The organism is Natrarchaeobaculum aegyptiacum (assembly GCF_002156705.1).
In the GTDB taxonomy this organism is placed as follows: domain Archaea; phylum Halobacteriota; class Halobacteria; order Halobacteriales; family Natrialbaceae; genus Natrarchaeobaculum; species Natrarchaeobaculum aegyptiacum.
The window spans coordinates 654,442-674,077 of sequence record NZ_CP019893.1 but is presented as its reverse complement, the minus strand read 5'-3'; the positions used below and the strand labels follow the sequence as shown (position 1 = coordinate 674,077).

At 64.7% G+C, this 19,636-nt stretch carries 22 protein-coding genes; 6 read left to right on the top strand and 16 right to left on the bottom strand.

Annotated features, from left to right (window positions below; all coding sequences use genetic code 11):
• Nucleotides 1–36 precede the first annotated feature (36 nt).
• Together dcd and B1756_RS03395 are read right to left on the bottom strand one after the other, a co-directional pair.
• On the bottom strand, nt 37–639 hold the full coding sequence (gene dcd, locus B1756_RS03400; RefSeq protein WP_086887277.1) for a dCTP deaminase: 603 nt from the start codon (nt 637–639) through the stop codon (nt 37–39).
• A gap of 78 nt (nt 640–717) precedes the next feature.
• Nucleotides 718–1,338: a DsbA family protein gene (locus B1756_RS03395; RefSeq protein ID WP_086890025.1), complete on the bottom strand. Its 621-nt coding sequence runs from the start codon at nt 1,336–1,338 to the stop codon at nt 718–720.
• A 139-nt stretch (nt 1,339–1,477) separates the two neighbouring features.
• Between B1756_RS03395 and pth2 the strand changes: the two genes are divergently transcribed.
• On the top strand, nt 1,478–1,816 hold the full coding sequence (gene pth2 / locus B1756_RS03390; protein WP_086887276.1) for a peptidyl-tRNA hydrolase Pth2: 339 nt from the start codon (nt 1,478–1,480) through the stop codon (nt 1,814–1,816).
• An 8-nt stretch (nt 1,817–1,824) separates the two neighbouring features.
• Here pth2 and B1756_RS03385 read toward each other — a convergent pair whose 3' ends face one another.
• Together B1756_RS03385 and B1756_RS03380 are read right to left on the bottom strand one after the other, a co-directional pair.
• On the bottom strand, nt 1,825–2,760 hold the full coding sequence (locus tag B1756_RS03385; protein ID WP_086887275.1) for a hypothetical protein: 936 nt from the start codon (nt 2,758–2,760) through the stop codon (nt 1,825–1,827).
• Nucleotides 2,761–2,824: 64 nt separating this feature from the next.
• Nucleotides 2,825–3,295, bottom strand: a complete 471-nt coding sequence (locus tag B1756_RS03380) for a hypothetical protein (protein WP_086887274.1) — start codon at nt 3,293–3,295, stop codon at nt 2,825–2,827.
• A gap of 144 nt (nt 3,296–3,439) precedes the next feature.
• On the opposite strand from B1756_RS03380, the gene B1756_RS03375 reads away from it, so the two are divergent.
• On the top strand, nt 3,440–4,501 hold the full coding sequence (locus B1756_RS03375; RefSeq protein WP_086887273.1) for a glycosyltransferase family 4 protein: 1,062 nt from the start codon (nt 3,440–3,442) through the stop codon (nt 4,499–4,501).
• Nucleotides 4,502–4,581: 80 nt separating this feature from the next.
• Nucleotides 4,582–4,995, top strand: coding sequence for an HIT family protein (locus B1756_RS03370; RefSeq protein ID WP_086887272.1), 414 nt, complete (start codon nt 4,582–4,584; stop codon nt 4,993–4,995).
• Nucleotides 4,996–5,010: 15 nt separating this feature from the next.
• Here the strand turns inward: B1756_RS03370 and trpB are convergent, their stop codons facing one another.
• Nucleotides 5,011–6,162: a tryptophan synthase subunit beta gene (gene trpB / locus B1756_RS03365; RefSeq protein WP_086887271.1), complete on the bottom strand. Its 1,152-nt coding sequence runs from the start codon at nt 6,160–6,162 to the stop codon at nt 5,011–5,013.
• Between the two features lie 293 nt (nt 6,163–6,455).
• On the opposite strand from trpB, the gene B1756_RS03360 reads away from it, so the two are divergent.
• Nucleotides 6,456–8,738, top strand: a complete 2,283-nt coding sequence (locus B1756_RS03360; protein ID WP_228434450.1) for a methyl-accepting chemotaxis protein — start codon at nt 6,456–6,458, stop codon at nt 8,736–8,738.
• Nucleotides 8,739–8,783: 45 nt separating this feature from the next.
• On the opposite strand, the gene B1756_RS03355 is transcribed toward B1756_RS03360, so the two are convergent.
• The 6 genes from B1756_RS03355 to B1756_RS19535 form a co-directional block, all read right to left on the bottom strand.
• Entirely contained in the window at nt 8,784–9,635 is an 852-nt protein-coding gene (locus tag B1756_RS03355) for a phosphate ABC transporter ATP-binding protein (RefSeq protein WP_086887269.1), read from the bottom strand.
• Nucleotides 9,632–10,492, bottom strand: coding sequence for a PstA family ABC transporter permease (locus B1756_RS03350; protein WP_086890024.1), 861 nt, complete (start codon nt 10,490–10,492; stop codon nt 9,632–9,634). The genes B1756_RS03355 and B1756_RS03350 overlap by 4 nt, the downstream gene beginning before the upstream one ends.
• Nucleotides 10,492–11,448, bottom strand: coding sequence for a phosphate ABC transporter permease subunit PstC (gene pstC, locus B1756_RS03345; protein WP_086887268.1), 957 nt, complete (start codon nt 11,446–11,448; stop codon nt 10,492–10,494). The genes B1756_RS03350 and pstC overlap by 1 nt, the downstream gene beginning before the upstream one ends.
• A gap of 8 nt (nt 11,449–11,456) precedes the next feature.
• A complete protein-coding gene (locus B1756_RS03340; protein ID WP_086887267.1) occupies nt 11,457–12,437 on the bottom strand; it encodes a PstS family phosphate ABC transporter substrate-binding protein in 981 nt (326 codons plus the stop codon).
• A gap of 375 nt (nt 12,438–12,812) precedes the next feature.
• Nucleotides 12,813–13,808 (bottom strand): YeiH family protein, encoded by a 996-nt coding sequence (locus B1756_RS03335; protein WP_086887266.1) that lies wholly within the window; start codon nt 13,806–13,808, stop codon nt 12,813–12,815.
• 4 nt (nt 13,809–13,812) lie between these two features.
• Nucleotides 13,813–13,953, bottom strand: coding sequence for a hypothetical protein (locus tag B1756_RS19535; protein ID WP_186336497.1), 141 nt, complete (start codon nt 13,951–13,953; stop codon nt 13,813–13,815).
• Nucleotides 13,954–14,175: 222 nt separating this feature from the next.
• Between B1756_RS19535 and B1756_RS03330 the strand changes: the two genes are divergently transcribed.
• The gene (locus B1756_RS03330) at nt 14,176–14,373 is read left to right on the top strand and encodes a DUF5800 family protein (protein ID WP_086887265.1); all 198 of its coding nucleotides are present in this window, start codon (nt 14,176–14,178) and stop codon (nt 14,371–14,373) included.
• Nucleotides 14,374–14,394: 21 nt separating this feature from the next.
• Here B1756_RS03330 and B1756_RS03325 read toward each other — a convergent pair whose 3' ends face one another.
• Complete coding sequence (locus B1756_RS03325; RefSeq protein ID WP_086890023.1) at nt 14,395–15,042, bottom strand: DUF7097 family protein; 648 nt, start codon at nt 15,040–15,042, stop codon at nt 14,395–14,397.
• A 112-nt stretch (nt 15,043–15,154) separates the two neighbouring features.
• Between B1756_RS03325 and B1756_RS03320 the strand changes: the two genes are divergently transcribed.
• Nucleotides 15,155–15,517, top strand: coding sequence for a DUF192 domain-containing protein (locus B1756_RS03320; protein ID WP_086887264.1), 363 nt, complete (start codon nt 15,155–15,157; stop codon nt 15,515–15,517).
• A gap of 16 nt (nt 15,518–15,533) precedes the next feature.
• On the opposite strand, the gene B1756_RS03315 is transcribed toward B1756_RS03320, so the two are convergent.
• The 4 genes from B1756_RS03315 to B1756_RS03300 all read right to left on the bottom strand — a co-directional run bounded on the left by B1756_RS03315 (nt 15,534) and on the right by B1756_RS03300 (nt 19,605).
• Nucleotides 15,534–15,827 carry a DUF8011 family protein gene (locus tag B1756_RS03315; RefSeq protein WP_086887263.1) on the bottom strand — a complete coding sequence of 98 codons (294 nt, stop codon included), beginning with the start codon at nt 15,825–15,827 and terminating at the stop codon, nt 15,534–15,536.
• A gap of 105 nt (nt 15,828–15,932) precedes the next feature.
• On the bottom strand, nt 15,933–16,208 hold the full coding sequence (locus B1756_RS03310; RefSeq protein WP_228434449.1) for a HalOD1 output domain-containing protein: 276 nt from the start codon (nt 16,206–16,208) through the stop codon (nt 15,933–15,935).
• 227 nt (nt 16,209–16,435) lie between these two features.
• On the bottom strand, nt 16,436–17,203 hold the full coding sequence (locus tag B1756_RS03305; RefSeq protein ID WP_086890022.1) for an SDR family NAD(P)-dependent oxidoreductase: 768 nt from the start codon (nt 17,201–17,203) through the stop codon (nt 16,436–16,438).
• Between the two features lie 68 nt (nt 17,204–17,271).
• Nucleotides 17,272–19,605, bottom strand: a complete 2,334-nt coding sequence (locus tag B1756_RS03300) for a PAS domain-containing sensor histidine kinase (RefSeq protein WP_161493138.1) — start codon at nt 19,603–19,605, stop codon at nt 17,272–17,274.
• Between the last annotated feature and the right edge of the window lie 31 nt (nt 19,606–19,636).

Genomic DNA, 19,636 nt, shown 5'->3' with positions numbered 1-19,636 from the left:
CCTGAAAACTGCGCAGACTCGGGTCCCGAGAACGAATCAGTCCCGGGGATCGAGCTGGTCGCCCCCGAACTCGTGGTCGTTGCCGATACGGGAAGCCTGCGGTCCGTCCTGGTCCTGGTACTTCGAGCCGCGGTCGCTCCCGTAGGGGCGCTCGGCGGCCGTCTTGAGTTCCGTGAAGGTGAGCTGGGAGATACGCATTCCCGGCGTCAACGCGACGGGCGCGCTCCCGAGGTTCGAGAGCTCGAGGGTGATCTGGCCTCTATACCCCGGATCGCACAAACCCGCTGTTGCGTGCACCACGACCGCGAGTCGACCGAGCGAAGACCGCCCCTCGACGTGGGCGAGCAGGTCCGCGGGAATCTCGACGCGCTCGTAGGTCGTCCCGAGCACGAAGTCTCCCGGGTGGAGGATGAAGTCGTCGCCGTCGTCGACGACCGTTTCGGTGACGTACTCGTCGACTTCGCGCTCCGAATTCGGATGGATACAGGGGATGTTCGTCCGCCGAAACTCGAGGAATTCGCGGCCGAGTCGGAGGTCGACGCTCGCGGGCTGGATCTGTAGCTCCGGATCGTCGAGGGGATCGACCACGAGGTCGCCGTCCTCGAGGCGCTCGAGGATGTCCGCGTCGGAGAGGATCATATCTGACGGATCGAACGGCGGTGGCCTAAATCTCCCGGTACGTTCCGGAACGCATCGGGGAACTGTGAGAACTGCCGGTCACTCGAGGGCGGCGTCGATTGCCGCTGTGGTCTCCTCGAGTGCCATCTGGCCGAAGTCCTGACTCTGGTAGAACTCGACGGCCTGGCCGTCGACGAGTACCGTCGGGGTCCCCTGGATGCCGTTTGACTGCCCGTAGGAGGAGTCCGCTTCGATCACGTCCCGGTGGGTCTCGTCTTCGGCGGCTTCCCGAACGCCCGCGCCGTCGAGTCCGAGGTCGTCGGCGACCTCCTCGATCACGTCAAAGGAGTACTGGCGTTGATACTCGTAAATCGCGCTCGAGAACTCCCAGAACGCCTCGTTACCGTCGGTCTCGTAGACCTCGCGTGCGGCACTCGGGACGTACCACGACCAGGAGTCGTCCACGACGGGAAAGTCGCGGTGCTCGTAGCGGACGAGCCCCGGTTCGAGGTACTCCTCCCGGAGCGTCGGGTAGGCACCGAGTTTGAAGTCCCGGCAGGCTGGACAGGAGAAGTCCTCGTAGACGGTCACCGTCACGTCTGCGTCGGGGTCGCCAGCGACGGGTGGCTCTGGTGGCTCGTCGCTGCCGAGACAGCCCGCGAGTGACGCACCGAGGCCGAGAGCCGTGGCCCCGAGAAACGCGCGCCGCGTCGATTGCATATTCTGATCTATCCAGCCGCGACGGAAATAGATGACGCACCGGGCCTCGCGGACGCCTGCCGTGGGTCCGAACCGGTACTGTCGCTCCCGGAACCGCTGGATCGCCGGTGCTTTAGCCCCCGCCCTCGAGTCTGTCGGCATGAAACAGGCCATCGTCGCTCGCACCGATATCGGCATGGGGAAAGGGAAGCTCGCCGCGCAGGTCGCCCACGCCTCCCTGTCGGCCTACGAGAAGGCAGACGCCCAGCTTCGCGACCAGTGGAAACGTGGCGGCCAGAAGAAGGTCGTCCTCAAAGGTGAGAGCGAACGCCAGCTTCACGAACTCGCCGCAATCGCCGACAGCGAAGGGATCCCCAACGCGGTCGTCCGCGACGCTGGCCACACGCAACTCGAGCCGGGAACCGTCACTGCACTCGCCGTCGGGCCGGCAGCAGACGACCGCGTGGATCGAGTGACCGGCGAGCTTTCGCTGTTCTAGAGTTCCGATCAGTTGCCGTCTCCGCCGAGCCGGTCGACCAGTTCCTGCGTCCGGAGTGCATCGAGTATCGTCCAGTAGGAGGCTCCCTCGTAACTGACGAGCCATTCGCCAGTGTAGTCGTCCTCGTAGATCGGCTCGTGCTCGAGCAGCCTCTCGCCGACGCCGACGAACGCCCCGTCGTCTCTCCCAACGACGGCCTGTCCGTTTTCGATCGCTTCCTCGACCAGTTCACGCTCGTCGTCGGTCAGCCCCTCGAGTGCGAACTCTCGCTCCCGAAGCGTCGCGCCGTAGTCCGCGAGTGACTCCCCGAGCACCGCGAGGTCGTACCGGTATGTCTCGACCACCCGTTCGTGAGGGCGGATCTCGAGGGCGACTGGTTCGCCGTCGACGACGATCACCTCGTACTCCTGATCGGGAACGAGGACCGAGTCCTCGCGGTCGTCCTCGTGGGTGAACGTGCCGTCGGTTCCGAGTGGCTGGTCCGCTGGATGATCGTCTCGTCGATACTCCGCGACGAGGTCGGGGAGGTCGGCAAGCGCCTTCTGGTCGACTGCAGGCAAGTCCTCGAAGCCGACCTCGGCTCCCCGGTCTTCGTCGTCTACGTCTCCGACGACGGCCGAGACGAGGTATCCGGACTCCGTCCGCTCGTCTTCGACGGTCCACTCGACGCCGTACACGCCGCCGCCGAACGCAATCGGCCGATCCGGGCGGAACGGGGGTCGTTCGCCCTCGACGCTCGTGCCGTCGTTCTCGAGGGCGTCCGCGACCAACGCCGCGAGATCTGGGTCGCGGGTCTCGTCGATCGGCCGGGTGGCCTCGCGACCGACTCCCTCGTCCGTCGGAACGGGAACCATCTCGAGCGCACCGCCGGGTTCGACACAGCCGGCGAACAGGCCGGCGAACGCGACTCCGGTCGTCAGCAGAACGCGTCGTCTGGAGGGCATACGCTGTGGTTACGCGCGGTTGACAAAAGCGCATCGACGGGGCAGTCAGCTAGCGCAGGTCCCGTCAGTCGTCGATCCCGAGCGGTGGCGGGGACTCGAGGCCGCGGGTCGAGTCGGCGAGGCCGGGATGAAACGGCGACAGTAGTCGGGTGAGGTACACGAGGACGACCGTTCCGCCACAGGAGAGAGCGAAGACGACGAACGGGTCTGCCGTCAGCACGGCCTCGAACAGCGGGTTCCCGAACACGCCGGCGACGAACGAGACGATAGAGAACACTCCCGGGAGGGCGACCGGCATCGACGGTAGTCGATCGACGATCGCGTCTCGACGCGTAGTGGTCCACAGCGTCCCGAGCACACATCCCAGCACGAGCACGACCCACCAGTCCTCGAGTCGCGGCAGCCCGACCCGGACGGTGATCCACAGGCCGTACAGCGGGAGAAGTGCGAGCAGCCAGCCCAGCTCCGCTCTTCGGCCGTCGAGAAACGTCCACCCATCGTCGTCTCGAACCGACTCGAGAAGCGCGTTCGCCATCAGTTAGTACGGAACTATACGTGTTAGAATATAAACCACTCTATCGGTGGTTGACACTGTCCAGCACCGTCCGGTCGTGTAAAACGCCGTCGACGCGTTCAGAATGGAGATGATTTTTAAGCTACCGCTTCGTCCCGTGTCGATATGGAGATCGCCGTCGTCTCGTTCGAAACGGTCTATCACCGTGACGCCGAGACGAACCGGCGACTGCACCGGATCCTCCAGCTACTCCAGGATCAGGACCACGAGATCGACGTTTACTGCGCGCGGTTCTGGGAGGGCGACCTGCCGACGTTCGAACGCGACGGCATTACCTACCACGGACTGGCCCCCGACCTCGAGTCCCAGGGCAAATTCCTCGCGAAGTTGCCGACCGAACTCGCACGGACGAACGCCGACGTCGTCCACCTGAGCGCCGATCCCGCCAAACAGGTACTCGCCGCGCGGTCGGGGACGACGCTGGCCCGCGTGCCGACGGTCCTCGAGTGGTACGGTGCTGGCGGCGTCCCGAACGACTGGTGGAGCCGACGGGCGGCGAAGTGGGCCGACCGGATCGTCACCCCATCGGAACTCGTGGGGACGTGGGTCCGGGAACTCGGTGCCGACGGCGACGACGTCGACGTCGTCCCCAACCCCATCGACGTCGCTCGCATTCGATCGGTCGACCCCGGTGACCCGGTCGACGTGGTGTACGCCCGCGACCTCGACGAAGACGCCAACCTCGAGAGCCTGTTTCTCGCGCTCGCGGAACTCCGCGACCGCGACTGGAGCGCGACCGTGATCGGCGACGGGCCCGAGCGGGACGCCTACGAACGCCTCGCGAGCGACCTGCGGATCGACGACCGGGTCACCTTCGCCGGCGACTGCTCGCTCGAAGACCGCATCGCCACCTACCGGGGCGCGCGCGTCTTCGTCCAGACGGCCGAACACTGCGTCTTTCCAACCGAGATGCTGTGGGCACTGACCGCCGGCTGCGTGGGCATCGTCGAGTATCACACCGACTCGAGTGCTCACGAACTCGTCGAGGGCTGGGACCGGGGATTCCGGACGACGAGTGCAGAGGAACTCGCCGACGCGATCGTCGACGCCGGCCAGCTAGAACAGCGCGACTTCGACGACCGATTCGCCGACTACGACGAGGCGACCGTTCGTGACCGCTACCTGACGATCTACCGATCGGTCCAGGAGTCGGCGGGGCTGTTCTGACAGGACCACAGGTGCAATCCGGGACCGATGCGTTCGGCGGCCGTGAGAGGATATATAGTGATTCGGTCCAGAAAACCAACATGGCCGACGAGTGTAACTTTTGTGAGATCGCTGGCGGCGAGCGGCCCGCTCACGTCCTCTACGAAGACGAGCAGACGATCGCCTTCCTCGATCACCAGCCGGCTGTCCGGGGCCACAGCCTGATCGTCCCGAAAACCCACGAGGTCGGCGTCCTGACCGCAGCGGGCGAAACTGGGCTCGCCGTCTTCGAAACCGTTCAGACCGTCGCACGGGCTCTCGAGTCGACGCTCGAGGCGGACGGGTTCAGCGTCTTCCACACCACCGGCCCGCTCGTCGGGACTATCGACCACGCTCACGTTCACCTCGTGCCCCGGTTTACGGACGACGAGGTGTCGCTGTCGCTCCCTCGACGTGGGCTCGACGACGACCGGGCGGCGACGCTCGCCGAGGAGGTGCGCGAGAAAACGGACTGACGGACCTGCTCGCGTTCAGTAATCGAACTTCTCTGCGGCAGTCTCCATGTCCTTGTCGCCCCGTCCCGAGAGGTTCACGAGGATCGTCTCGTGGTCGCCGTCCTCGGCGAGCTGGATCGCGCGAGCGATGGCGTGACTCGACTCGAGGGCGGGAACGATCCCTTCGGTCTCTGCGAGTTCGCGGAACGCGGCCAGCGCGGCCTCGTCGGTGACGCCGGTGTACTCACAGCGGCCGACAGCGCGGAACATGGCGTGTTCGGGACCGACACCGGGATAGTCCAGTCCGGCGGAGACGGAGTGGACGGAGACGTCGTCGTCGATCACGCGCGTTTTCATCCCGTGGATGACCTCGTCTTTCCCTGCCGCCAGGGGGGCTGCGTGTTCGCTCGAGTCGGCACCCTTCCCGCCGCCTTCGGCACCGAAGAAGTCGACGTCGTCGTCGCGGAAGGCGTGGAAGAGGCCGATGGCGTTCGAGCCGCCGCCGACGCAGGCGACCGCGGCGTCTGGAAGGTCGCCCGTCGCGTCCCGGATCTGCTCGCGTGCTTCCTGCCCGATGACCGACTGGAAGTCACGGACCATCCGCGGGAACGGGTCCGGGCCGACGACGCTCCCGACGAGGTAGTGGGTGTCCTCGACGTTCTTCGCGAAGTCCTCGAGTGCGGCGTCGACGGCGTCGGCGAGGCCCTGATCGCCGCGAGTGACCTCGTTGACCTCGGCACCCATCAGGCGCATCCGGAAGACGTTCATCTCCTGGCGGGCGACGTCTTTCGCGCCCATGTAGATCTCCGTTTCGAGGCCCATGAGCGCGCCGACCATCGCGGTCGCCGTGCCGTGCTGACCGGCACCAGTTTCGGCGATCAGTCGATCGCGGCCCGACTGTTTGGCCAGCAGGGCCTGACCGAGCGCGTTGTTGATCTTGTGTGCGCCGCCGTGGAGGAGGTCCTCGCGCTTGAGGTAGATCTCGGTACCGTAGCGCTCGCTCAGGTTTTCGGCGTAATAGAGCGGCGTCGGCCGACCGGCATAGCCCTCGAGCAGGGCGCGCAGTTCAGTCTGGAACTCCTCGGTCGCCGCGACCTCGTCGTAAGCATCAGCCAGTTCCTCGAGTGGGTCCTCGAGCATCTCCGGGACGTATCGTCCACCGTATCCCTCGAATTCACCATCGCTCATACCGCCCCGTAGCGAGTACACCACCAAGTACGTTCTGTCACCGCGCTCGAGCGACCGGGCAAACGAGTACGACCTCGCGCGGACCGACGGATCAGGGTGCCCATCGGATGGCACCGCTCTCGGAAATGCTATTATCTTTCTTCCTATTCTCTGGCCAGTAGAACTAAGAAAAAACTACGGGAGTTCCCATCATGAAAAGGGCACAGTCGGAGACGACGGGGGAGTCTCTCGTGGGGAGGCTCACCGCGGGATTCCGAAGCCGGTACATATTCAAGATCGGTGTCGCATTTCTGGTGGTCACGCTCGTCCTGCTGGGCGTAGGATACGTAACACTCGGTGACGTGCAGGCGAGCGTCGAGGACGAAACCGAGGAGACGCTTCAGTCCGCCGCGGAGGCCGAGGCGGCCGAGATCGATAGCCTGCTCGCGGGCCGAAATGACGAGGCCGCACGGATGTCAGCCTCGAGAAGCGTGGCCGAGGGTGACGAAGACGCGATGCGGGCCGAGTTCGAGAACTATTTCGAGCACGCGTCTGAGACGACGAATGCGGTCCACTACGTCGACCTCGAGGCGGGAGTCATCGAACTCAGCACGGACACCGCACGCGAGGGCGAAGAGATCGATTCCGAGGTCCAGACGTGGGCTGTCGACCCTGATGAATTCGATGGTGCAGATGACGCTCGAGCGTTCGAACCCTACGAACTCGGCGACGAGAACCTCATCGGGTTCGCCAGTCCCGTCGACGGCCAGGAGAGCCACGTGGTCGTCATCACGACCGACATCACCGAGCGCGGTCAATTGCTGGAAGCGCCCGTCGACGGCGGCGCCATGGAGATTTACTCGACCGAGACCGGCAAGTTGACCACCTCACCGGATACGGACAGCTTGCTCGAGCAGTATCGAGTGCTCGACGAACTCCCGGAACTCGAGGACGAACTGGACGAACCCCGGATGGACGCGGCGACGATCAAGCACGACCTGGTCGAGGAGGAGTCGGTCGTCGTCGCGACCGTCCCGACCGAGGAACTCGACTGGGCTGTGACCGTTCTCGCACCTGAATCGACGGTGTACGGCACCCTCGACGACGTTCGACAGAGCATCGTTCTGTTGCTCGCGATTACCGTCGTCGGCTTCGTCCTCGTCGGGGGACTGGTTTCGAGAGACGTCAACAACTCACTCGGTAACGTTACCGAGTACGCCGAGGAGATCGAACGCGGCAACCTCGAAGTAGAGATCGACCAGTCCCGAACCGACGAGTTCGGCCAGCTGTCGGGGCTGTTCGAGCGGATCCGGGACACGTTGCGCGAACAGCTCGACGAGGTCGAGCAGCGAGCCGAGGAAGCAGAACGCGAACGCGAGCGGGCACGGGAGTCGAAGGAGGCAGCCGAAACCGCCCAGGCCGAAGCCCAGCAGGCCAAAGCCGAGGCGGAAACGTTGAGTCGCCACCTCGAGGAGAAAGCAGCCGACTATCGCGAGACGATCGAGGCCGTCGCCGACGGCGATCTGACGCGTCGACTCGACACGGCGAGTGAGAGTCAGGCGATGACCGAGATCGGCGAGTCGTTGAACCAGATGCTCACAGACCTCGAGACCATGGTGGTCGACGTCCAGGCGCTGGCCAGCGAGGTCGAGGCAGAGAGCGCCGAGATGACCGTCGCAACCCGGGAGATCGAAGACTCGAGTACGGCAGTCGCCGAGAGCACAGAGGAGATTTCGGCGGGTGCCGACCGACAGAACGAACAGCTCGCGACGGCGGCGACTGAAATGAGCGACCTCTCGGCGACGATCGAGGAGATCACGTCGATGTCCGAAACCGTCGCCGACCAGTCGGCCCAGGCCGAGCGGATGGGCCAGCACGGGACGGAGCAAGCCGACGACGCCATCCAGACGATGGACGCGATCGAGTCGAAAGCGACGGAGACGGTCGAGGAGATGGCGGCGCTCCGGGAAGAAGTCGAGCGGATCAGCGACGTCGTCGAGTTGATCGACGACATCGCCGACGAGACGAACCTGCTCGCGATCAACGCCTCGATCGAGGCTGCCACCGCGAACGCAAACGGTGACGGCTTCGCCGTCGTCGCGAGCGAGGTCAAATCCCTCGCCGAGGAAACTGCCGAAGCGACCACCGAAGTCGAAGGTCTCATCGACGCCGTCGAAACGTCGACCGAGTCCGTCGCGGCCGACCTCGAGGAGATGCAATCCGGCGTCGTCGAAGGCCGAGAGACGATCGACGAAACCGTCGAGACGCTCGAACAGATCGTCGATCGGATCGAGGAGACGAACTCGGGGATCCAGACGATCGACGACGCGACCAGCGATCAGGCGGCCTCCGCCCAGGAAGTCGCAAAGACCGTCGACGACGTCGCAGCCGTCAGCGATCAGGCAGCCCAGGAAGCACAGAACGTCTCTGCAGCCTCCGAAGAACAGGCGAGTGCAATCCAGCAGATCGCGACCAGCTCCGAATCGCTCTCCGAGCAGGCGGCCGATCTGCAGTCACAGCTGGCACGATTCGAGACGCGCGCGGACGCGTCCGCGGTGGCTGGCGGCGGTGATCTCGTTTCCACGGGCGACGACTGAACGTTCGATCCTGTGAAAGCAGTTACCGTCGTTCGGCCGGTCTGATCACCGTTCGACCGGGTTTACGACCGACCGTTCGCCCTCGCGGGTTGGATCGTCGGCAGGGGTCGCGTCGTCTGCGCTGGCGACGGCGGTGTGTCCCGCGACGAATCGTTTCGTCCGTTCGTCACTCGGGTTCTCGAAGAACGACTCCGTCTCGTCGACCTCGACGAGGTCACCGAGGTAGAGGAACGCGACGCGGTCGGCAAGCCGTCTGGCCTGGTCCATGCTGTGAGTGACCATGACGATCGTGTACTCTTCGTTGAGCGACTCGAGGGTCTCCTCGACGCGGTCGGCCGAGATGGGGTCGAGCGCAGAGGTCACCTCGTCACAGAGCAGTACCTCGGGTTCGACGGCCAGCGAGCGTGCGAGGCAAAGCCGCTGGATCTGGCCACGGGAGAGTTCCGCACCCGGCTCGTCGAGTCTGTCTGCGACCTCGTCCCAGAGGTTGACCGTCCGGAGGTAACGTTCGACGCGGTCGTCGAGGTCCGCTTTCGAGTCGTAGTCGCCGGTGATCCGCAGCCCGTAGGCGACGTTCTCGTAGATCGTCAGCGGCAGCGCCGTCGGTTCCTGTGGGACGTAGCCGATACGCCGACGAATCTCCGGCACGGGCTCGTCGGTGTCGTAGATCGACTGGCCGTCGAGCCTGACGTCACCGTCGATTTCGACGTTCGGCTGGATCTCGTGGAGTCGATTGAGCGACTTCAACAGCGTCGACTTCCCACAGCCCGAGGGGCCGATGATGGCGGTCAGTTCGTTTTCGTTGAACTCGAGGCTGACGCCGTTTACGGCCTCTACGTTTCTGTTTCCGGTGTACGTTACGGCGAGTTCGTCGGTGGTGAGTGCAGCGTTCGTCATGAGTGTCTCCCTCCTGGCGTGTACCTGGCGTAGCGTCCGGCGAGCAGTTTCGAGACGACGATCAGGCCGAGGACGACCACGATGAGGACGAACGCCGCCGCGTAGGCGTGCGATCGGACCTCGGCGTTGAACGACATCGCCTGATCGAAGATGAGTACCGGCAGGGTCGTCGCCGGCTCGAACGGTCCTGCAGGCATGTTCGTACTCCGGCCGCTGGTGAACAGCACGGTCGCGGCGTCGCCGATTCCGCGGGCGAATCCCATGATGACCCCGGCGATGACGCCCGGTAGCGCCGCGCGGACGGTCATCAGCGCGGTCTCGAACCGCGTCGCGCCCAGACCGTAGGTCGCTTCCTTCACCGCATCGGGGGCGGATCGAAGCGCCTCGTCCGTATAGCGCGTCATGATCGGGTACTGGAAGATCGCGATGGCGACGATCCCGAAGAACAGGCTCGTCCGCGCGCCGACCGCGATGATGATCGTCAGCACGAACACACCGTAGACGATCGGCGGCGTCGCCCAGAGGACGTTGAGGAACATGTTCACCGCGTCGGAAAAGCGTTCGCTCGAGTAGTCACTCTGGAGGTAGATCGCCGTCGAGACCGCGAGCGTCATCGAGACGACCGTCGCCGGCCCGACGATGAAGATGCTGCCGAGGACGGCGTGGAGGAAGCCACCGTCGCCCTCGAGCATGTATCGCGAGCCGGGCGGCGTGATCATGATCGCGGGATCGGTGATAAACACCCGACCACCGCGGTAGATCGTCACGGCGACGACCAGTACCATCACGGCGACGACGAGCGCCGCGGCACCCCGTGCGAGATAGCCGAACAGTCGCTGTCTGGCGTGGCGGTCGATCACTGGTACTGCCACCTCTGCTGGAGTCGCTTGCGAAGGAGCATCGCGCCGAAGTTGAACAGCCAGACGACGATCACGAGCGCGAGGCCGACGAAGATCAGCGCCGACTGGCGAATCGGTACGGACATCAACTCACCGAAGTCGTTGACGATCAACGTCGGCAGGGTCTGGCCGGTCGCGAACAGCGAGTCGGGAATCTGGGTCTGTCCGCCGATCAGCATCGCCGGGACGATCGTCGCCCCGAAGACGCGACCGAACCCGAGCAGGATCGCCGAGAAGATTCCCGGCCCCGCTGCACGGAGCAGGACGATCCGGATCGTCTCCCACTGGGTCGCGCCGACACCCAGCGACGTCTCCCGGAGTTCGTCCGGCAGCGCCTCGAGCGATTCGACCGACAGGGAGATGATGAACGGCGTGACGACGATCGCCATCACGAGCGAAACGGTGAAGATGCCGAGGCCGGTCGCACCGGAGCCCACCGCCGGTGCGATATAGTCACCGACCAGCGGAACGACGACGATCAGCGCGACCAGCCCGAAGATGACACTCGGGATGGCCGCAAGTACGTCGATGAACGACGAGACGATCGTCTTCGTCCGGCCCTCGGCGAACTCGGCGATGTAGATCGCCGCGAGGATCGCGATCGGCGCGCCCATCAGCATCGAGAGGATCGTCACGTAGATCGTCCCGACGATCGCCGGGAGGAATCCGAACTCGTTTTGCTGTGGGCTCCAGTTCGAGGAGGTCAGCATCTGGACTACCGAGTACTCAGAGAGCAGCGGAAGCGACTGGTAAACCAGCGTCAGGACGATGAGGACGAACAGCGCGATAGCGAAGTAGCCGGCACCGGTTAGCCAGAGGCTGCTCACCCGCTCGGTGAGCAGCCGACGGCCGATGCGCTCGTCGCTCGCCGTCGCACCGTCGGTTCCATCCCCCGATTCCGTCGAAGCCGACATCGATCAGGTCACGCCTCCCCGGCCAGATTGTTCTGGGCCTCCTCGAGGCGGTCCTCCTCGAGTGGCACGTAGCCGTTGTCTCGGACGTACTCCTGTCCGTCAGAGAGGACCCACTCGACGAAGTCGTAGGCCTCGTCCTCGAATCCGCCGTTCGCGGCGAGGAACATCTCGCGGGCTGGCGGAGCCGGGTATCGACCCTCCTCGACTGCGGCGAGGAACTCGTCGCGGGTGTCGTAGAAGTCCTCCTCGTCGGAGAGACCGTCACCGTCCTGATCGAGCGGGATGGGGCGGACGGGGCTCTCGAGTTCGCCGCTGTCGAGCGCGTAGACGTAGTTGATGTTGTTCAGCGAGATAGCGTTCGGTTCCCGGCCGATAGCTTCGGCGACCGCCTGGTCGCCGTTGTGGTTGGCATCGGCGAGGTTCTCGAGTTCGCTCTCGGCCCAGGCGTCGTCTTCCCCACCGAGGAAGTCGCCCCACTGTTCGTACGCCGCCGAGGAGTCAGAGCGGCCGTAGACGGTAATCTCCTCGTCGACGTCGGCGTCCACGAGGTCGCCCCAGTTCGTGATCTCTTTCGTGAAGACCGCCTCGAGGTCTTCGCGGGTGAGGCCGTTCTCCTGGATCTCGTCGAAGACGGGGTTGTTCTCGTTGATCGTCCCGACGACGGTGTCGATGAGCATCGGCACGGCGAACAGCCCCTGCTCTACCTCTTCGTCGTACGGATCGCGGCCCATCATCGCAATGTCGACCTGCTCGTTGAAGAGGTCCGAGACGCCGACGCCGGTGCCGCCGCCGGAGATGTCGAACGTCGTGTCCGTCTCGTCGCTGTAAATGTCTGCCCAGACCTCCACCATCGGGAGCGGGCCGACGCCGCCAGAGATACGGACGGCACTGCTCGAGCCGCCGTTAGAGCTGGTACAGCCGGCAAGCGCGAGCGCTGAGCCGGCACCTGCGAGCTGTACCACAGAACGTCGAGAGTAGTTCTGCGTCATACTACCCCTTGTTGGCTATCTACTTGTATCAGCTTCTGAGCCAGCAAATCTGGGGCGTTCAACGCGAATGTCGCAAAACTCTCCACGGCGTGTGAGAAATCCTCACCCACTCCTGGCGAAGAGACACGCAGTCACCGCTCGAACCCGCCAGCAGCCCAGCGTGGCCGGTTGTCGCCGCTGGGAGATATCGTCGGCACTGGCCTGCGACGACGGATTCCACTGAAATGAGATTGGTTACGCCATCGGAGAGGGGGAAAATAGCCGTGATTACCCGCTCCACGGTCGGTTGAAGGTGATGCGGAGAATGCTACCGGTACCGGCGTGCGTCTTACACCCGGTCTGTGCGGACCGAGGCTTCGTTCGTCGACTGGGACGTCACAGGACCACGGTGAGCGCCGCCAGCGAGAGGGTGCTTGCCACGAGCAGCGCCACGAGAACGACGATCGCCGGCGTCGACCCGGTCTGGCGAAGGTCGGCGAGTTTGATCTCGGTGCCGAGGCCGACGAACGCGAGCAGGAACAGCCAGCCGTAGGCGTTCTCGATCGACGCCTGCTGGCCGGCCGTGAAGACCCCCAGCGACGAGAGCGCAGCGAGCGCCAGAAAACCGAGGACGAACTTGGGGAACGACCGCCAGAGCAGGACGAGCGACCGTCGACCGCCCTGCTGGCCGCCGGGTTCCCCGCGTGCGTAGTAGCTCGCATACGCGAGGACGACGACGCCGATCAAGGCGTTGCGCGCGAGTTTCGTTGTCGTCGCCCACTGGCCGGCCACCTCAGAGTGGGCGAACCCCACCGCCACGACCGGCCCGGTCGAAAACATGCTGACACCGGCCCAGATCCCGAAGACGACCCCCGAGAGGTCGAGCAGATCGCCGACGATCGGAAAGACCACGATCGTGATCGCGTCGAACAGCAAGACCGTGGCCGCGGCGTAGGCGACCTGCTCCTCTCGAGCCCGGATCGTCCCGGCGACGGCGACGACCGCCGAGACGCCACAGATGCTCGCACCGGCAGCGAGCACCGACGAGAGGCGGTCGGCCAGTCCGAAAACGTTCCGCGCGAGCGCCTCGACGACCAGCAGCGTCACCGCGGTGACGCCGACGACGATCGCCAGCACCGGCGCGCCAACGGCGAGCATCGAGTCGACCGACAGCGACGCGCCCAGCAGGACGATCCCTGCCCCGAGCCAGAGCTTGTGCGTAGCGATTCCCGGCTCGAGCGACTCTGGGAGGTCGACTGTGTTCGCGAGGACGAACCCGAGGCCGATCGCGACGAGCAGGTGGTTGGGACCGCCCAGTCCCTCGATGGCACGGGCCACCATTGCACCGAAAACGAGGATCGCGAGGCCCGGCAGGTATCGACGCGCCGCCACGGGATCACCACGGGATCTGCAGGTCGAACAGTCCGACGGAGACGACGATCATCGCACCGATGGCGACGCTCTGCCAGTCCCGCTCGAGGGAGTTCCAGCGCGCCTGGACCACGCCCGTGGTCCGTCTCCACAGCTCGGTCGGCATTCGTTCGACAGGTGGCACCTCGCACAGTTAACGGTTGTCGATTCCGTCGCCGATAGCGGAAAATATCTCCCACTCCTACGACGACAGCTCGAGCCACCGGCACATTCGGGATGAGTGTGACACACAATGTGGGTTGGTCACGAGAACCGTGGACGGTCGGTACACGAGCGGCGCTCGAGCCCTTTCGGCCTCCTTTTACCGGGCCGGCACGTATCTTCGAACATGACCACGCTCGCTTTCGACGAGGAGGGCGTCGACGTCGTCTACGAAGGCACCGAGTTCCGCCTCGAGCGCGACCTCATCGAGGAAGCTACGGAGAAGTCCTACTACGACGTGACCGATCACGAAGTGCTGAAGATCGTTGCCGAACAGCCCAATCTGCAGGGCGAACCCCGGCGCATCGGCGACATTCTCGAGTAGGCGTCACGGCGCTCGCCGTTCTCACTGACGCCGTTCACGATCCGCACCCGTCTCGAACCGCTCTGCGGCCGACTCGAACCCCAGTTCGTCGTGCTCGCGGCTCCGCCGACCCTCGAGTTCGGCGATCGCCTCCGGGTCTGGCACGGCGTCGTCGGTGATCCGCGCCCAGGAGTTGTGCACCTTCGCGTGACACCAGCGGCAGAGGTAGACGGTGATCTCGTGAGAGAGCGTCTCGCCGTCGCGTGCGTAGGATAGATGGTGTTCCTCGAGCAGCGGGCGCTCGTCGTCGTGGGCGATGCGCTTTTCTTCGAGACCACAGCGGACACACTCGCGGTCGCGATTCCGACAGCGAAAGTGCGGGCAATCGCCCCAGTGTGGTGTCTCGCTGGAGTTCATGCTGTCGTCCGGAGTCTCGGCGTCGACGTCTTCGGGGGGCCCGGACTCGAGCGGAGGTGCGCGGGGACCGGACGCGAGGTCCTGGTCCGATTCCGGATCGACGATCGGACACTGGTAGTCGTCCATCGCACGCTCGCGGGCGAACTCGGGGTCGTGGCCGTAGTGATCGTAGGCGTACCGGCAGCGCCCCTCGCTCGTGAGGTGGTCACAGATGCCTACGAACGCGTACGGGTCGTCGACCCCCACCGACGTACCCCGTGGCGTCTTTTCCATGTGCTCGTGGGGCCGTTGCGAACGCGTCGGTTTGAACGTATCGCCCGGATCGGTCACGCGACGGGGAGAGAAGGCGAGAACACTTTTGTCGTCTCGCTGCCGACTCGAGGTCGTGCGCGTGGTTCACCATCCGGCGGCGGGGTCGAGCGACGGTTCGGTACTGGCCAGCGAGGTCGAGGTCGCCGACACGCTCGTCAGCCAGACCCGCGGTCTGATGTTCAGGCGGTCGCTCCCCGACGACTACGCGCTGGCGTTTCCCTTCGACTCGGCGTCCACGCGCGACGTCCACATGCTGTTCGTCTTCGTCCCGCTGGACGTGATCTGGGTCACCGACGGCGTCGTCGAACGCGTCGAACGGCTCCGCCCCTGGCTGGGACTCGCCCGCGCGAAGGCGGACCTCATCCTCGAGTTGCCGGCCGGTCGGGCGTCTGCGGTCGAACCCGGTGATCGGGTCGTCCTCGAGGAGCGTCCGTAACGCGGCCGTCTTCCTGTTAGGTACCCCAGAGCAGTGCTGGATCGGTCAGCGTCAGTGCGAGCAGCAACAGCCAGATTCCGAGTGCAGCAACTCGCAGTATTCCTGCGACCCGTCGCGTCGTCGCCGGCGTTTCGGCTGCCCCCATCAGGCCGAATGCAGCCCCGAAAAAGAGCGCGACGACGGTTCCGCCAGTGGTAAAGAAAAGCGAGTAGCCGTACAGACAGAACGAGACCAGTGCAGTGACGAAATACAGCGACGCATGTCCCCACCCCAGAGGCTCGCCGTGAACGACTCGGTTCCAAATTGTCACTGTATATTTTATACTTTCGAGATAGTGTAAATACCCACTCTAGTCAGTGCTGTCAGGAAGGGACGAGATGATACGAAAGAACGTGGCTGTGGCGGGAGGATGTGACTACACGCGTCTCGTCGATCGGTCTTCGATTGGCGCGATTCGAAGCGACCCGTCCCCAACGATTTCGATGTCGTAGCCCTCGTACTGGAACGCGACCCGGCACGACGTCCCCGCGTCGGTAGCGTGAGCGACGAACGAATCCAGCGCTTCCGGATTCACGCTGTACCACAGGGGCTCGAGCTGGTCCGGTTCCGTGTCGGCAAGGGACGCGACACTGCTGACCACCGTATGGCTCGTCGATTGGTCGATGTGGTGTTCCAGATCGACTTTGTACATCGGGATTATTTCACCGCGATTCCTATGGTTATTCATGGTATTTTGTCTCCGAATGCTCATCACTCGTCCAACATCACTGATTGTTCGTGAACGAAGAAGTTCCTGATCCCTAATATATTTGGATGGCGACAGCAACGGTGGAGGCTGGTACCGACGCTCGCGTCCTCACCCACCGTGAACGCGGCGTTCACGACTGGTCTGAACGACGATACCGTCCAGATCGACCGCTATCGGGCCGTCCACCCGCCGTCGACGGTCAGGCAGGTCCCGGTGACGAACCTCGCGGCGTCGCTCGCGAGGAAGACGACCGGACCGGCGATGGCCTCGGGATCGGCGAACCGCTCGAGCGGCGTGCGCTCGAGGATCGATCGTCGGAGGTCGTCGTCTCGCTCGAGTTCCTCGGTGAGGGCCGTCGAGACGTACCCCGGTGCGACGGCGTTGACGCGGACGTCGGGTGCCCAGTCGAGGGCGATACTCTTCGTGAGGCCGACGAGACCGTGCTTGGAGGCGACGTAGGGGTGCTGACGCGGCAGGCCGACGACGCCGCCGACGCTGGCGACGTTGACGACCGCGCCGTCGTCACTCGCTTTCAGCGCGTCGGCCGCGGCGGCCGTCACCGAGAACGCACCCTCGAGGTTGACTTCGAGCACCGACTCGAGTCCGTCCCGGGAGACGGTCTCCGGGCGTCCGAGAGCCGACGCGGGGTTGATCCCGGCGTTGTTCACGACGACGTCCAGGCCGCCGAAGGTGTCGACCGTCTCCTCGATCAGGTCGTCGACCGCCGACTCGTCGGTTACGTCGGCCGTCATCGCCATCGCCTCCCCACCGTCGGCGTCGATCGTCTCGGCGACTGCGGTCACTTCGTCACTCGAGCGCGCGACCGGGACGACGGTCGCCCCCGCAGCGGCGAGTTCGACGGCGATCGCTCGGCCGATGCCGCGGCCGCCCCCCGTGACGAGGGCGACCCGTCCCTCGAGGTCGAACAGGTCTGTCATGACCGACGCGTCGCGCCGGGAGACCATGAACGTGGGTGATGACGGGAGTCCACCGTGGGTACCTCGAGTTACGCCTCGTCGACAGCGGACAGGGTAAACGAGAACGTCGATCCCTCGCCGGGTTCCGATTCGACCCAGATCTCACCGCCGTGGCGTTCGACGACGCGTTTACAGAGGGCGAGGCCGATGCCCGTCCCCGGGTGCTCGTCGTGGCTGACGAGTCGCTCGAAGACGTCGAAGATCCGATCGGCATGATCGGGATCGATCCCGACACCCTCGTCGCGGACCGAGACGACCCACTCGTCGCCGCTACGGGTCCGATCACGTTCGGCTGACACGTGAACACGCGGGGGTTCGTCCCCGCTGTAGGCGATCGCGTTCTCGAGGAGGTTCAAGAAGAGCTGGCGGAGCTGAGCCGTGTCGCCCACGACTCGTGGAAGGTCCTCGACGACGATCTCGGCCTCGTGTTCGTCGATCGAGACCTGCAAGTCCCGGCGGACCGTCTCGACCACGTCGTTCAGGGCGACCGGCTCGAGCGGCTGGCCCTGTGTCTGGACCCGGGAGTATTCGAGCAGGCCGTCGATCATCTCGCGCATTCGATCTGCGCCGTCGGTCGCGAACGCGATGAACTCTTCGCCGTCCTCGTCTAGCGCGTCCCCGTAGCGATCTTCGACGAGTTGCAGGTAACTCGAGACCATCCGGAGCGGTTCCTGCAGGTCGTGTGAAGCGACGTATGCGAACTGCTCTAACCGCTCGTTGGACTCCTCTAGGTCGTCGACGAGGTCCTCGAGTCGCCGCTGGTACTGCTGGCGCTCGATGGCTTCCGCGAGGACGTTCGCCACGCTCTGGACGAAGGTGACGTCCTGAGCGGTGAACGATCGCTGTCTCGAGTCGTAGCCCCCCAGAACGCCCCACGGGTCCTCGGGCGATCCGATGACGGTAGTAATCCCGCTCCTGATACCGCGGCGTTCCAGGAGGGCGGGGCGTCTCGGCGCCGATGTAGACTCGACGTCCTCGACGACGGGGCGCTCGGTCTCGAGGATCCTGTCTACCGAAAGCGCCGTTGCGTCGATCGATTCCGTCGGAGCGAGGACGTCATCCCAGCCGACCTGCTCACGGCAGGTGAGTCTCGAGCGACCGTCGAACTCGAACGCGATACAGCCCTCGACGTCGAGGCCCTCCGACAGCTTGGCGGTCAGTTCGCCCATCAGTTCGTCGACGTCGTCGGACTCGAGGGCGAACTGGCCGAGTTCGGCGACGATCCGCTGCTGTCGTTCTCGCCGACGGCGCTCGGAGACGTCTCTGGTGACGCCGACCCGTCCCGTCGTTTGGTCGTCGAACTCGTAGCGGGCGAATCGACTCTCGACGGTGATCGTCGTCCCGTCGGCACGGTAGAGCGCCTCCTCCAGCACGGCGACGTCCTGATCGCCGGACTCGAGGGCGTCCTGGTACTCGTTCGCGATATCGACGAACTCGTCGCCGAAGACGGTCTCGGCACGCTCGCCGATGAGGTCCTCCCGGTCGTACCCCGTCGTGGCGGCGAACCCCTCGTTGACCATCACGAATCGGCGATCGTCATCGAGGACGTAGATGCCGTCGTCGACGGTTTCGACGACCTGCCGGTACTGCTCGAGTTCGCGTTCGCGTCGTTTCTGGTCGGTTATCTCCCGGAAGTAGACCGATAGCCCCGTCTTGGACGGATAGATGGCGTTGTCGAACCACCTGTCGACCGGGTCGTAGTAATCTTCCATCGTGACGACGTCGTTCGTCTCGACTGCCTCTCGCATCGCGGCCTCGAAGGATTCGGTGGTCACGACCACCGAGAAGAACGGCTCGCCGATCGCAGTCTCGTCGATCCCCAGTACGTTCATCGCCCGGTCGTTCAGATACTGAATCCTGAACTCGTCGTCGACCGCGTAGAAGCCGTCGGAAATCCGCTCGTATACCTCGTCCAGTTCCTGCTCGAGGCGATCCCGGTGGCGCTCGAGACGCGCTGCCTGCTGCTGGAGTTGCCGCTCGTATCGCCGTCGATCGGTCATGTCGCGGGTGATCTTCGCAAAACCCACGAGGTCGTCCGTCTCGTCCCTGATCGCCGTGATCGAGACGGACGCCCAGAACCGGGAACCGTCGGCACGAACGCGCCACCCTTCGTCTTCGATAGCCCCGCGAGTGGTGGCCTCGGCGAGGTTGGTTTCTGGAACGCCTGCAGTGATTGCGGCCTCTGTATAGAACGTGGAAACGTGTTCGCCGAGAATGTCGTCGGCCTCGTACCCTTTGATCCGTTCGGCACCGAGGTTCCACGTCTGAACGCAACCGTCCGCATCGAGCGTAAAGATGGCGTACTCTTCGACGCCGTCGACCAGCAACTGGAACAGTTGCGTCCGATCCTGGAGGCCGTCCATGGGGGCCGAAAGCGCTTCGCCGGGATAAGCG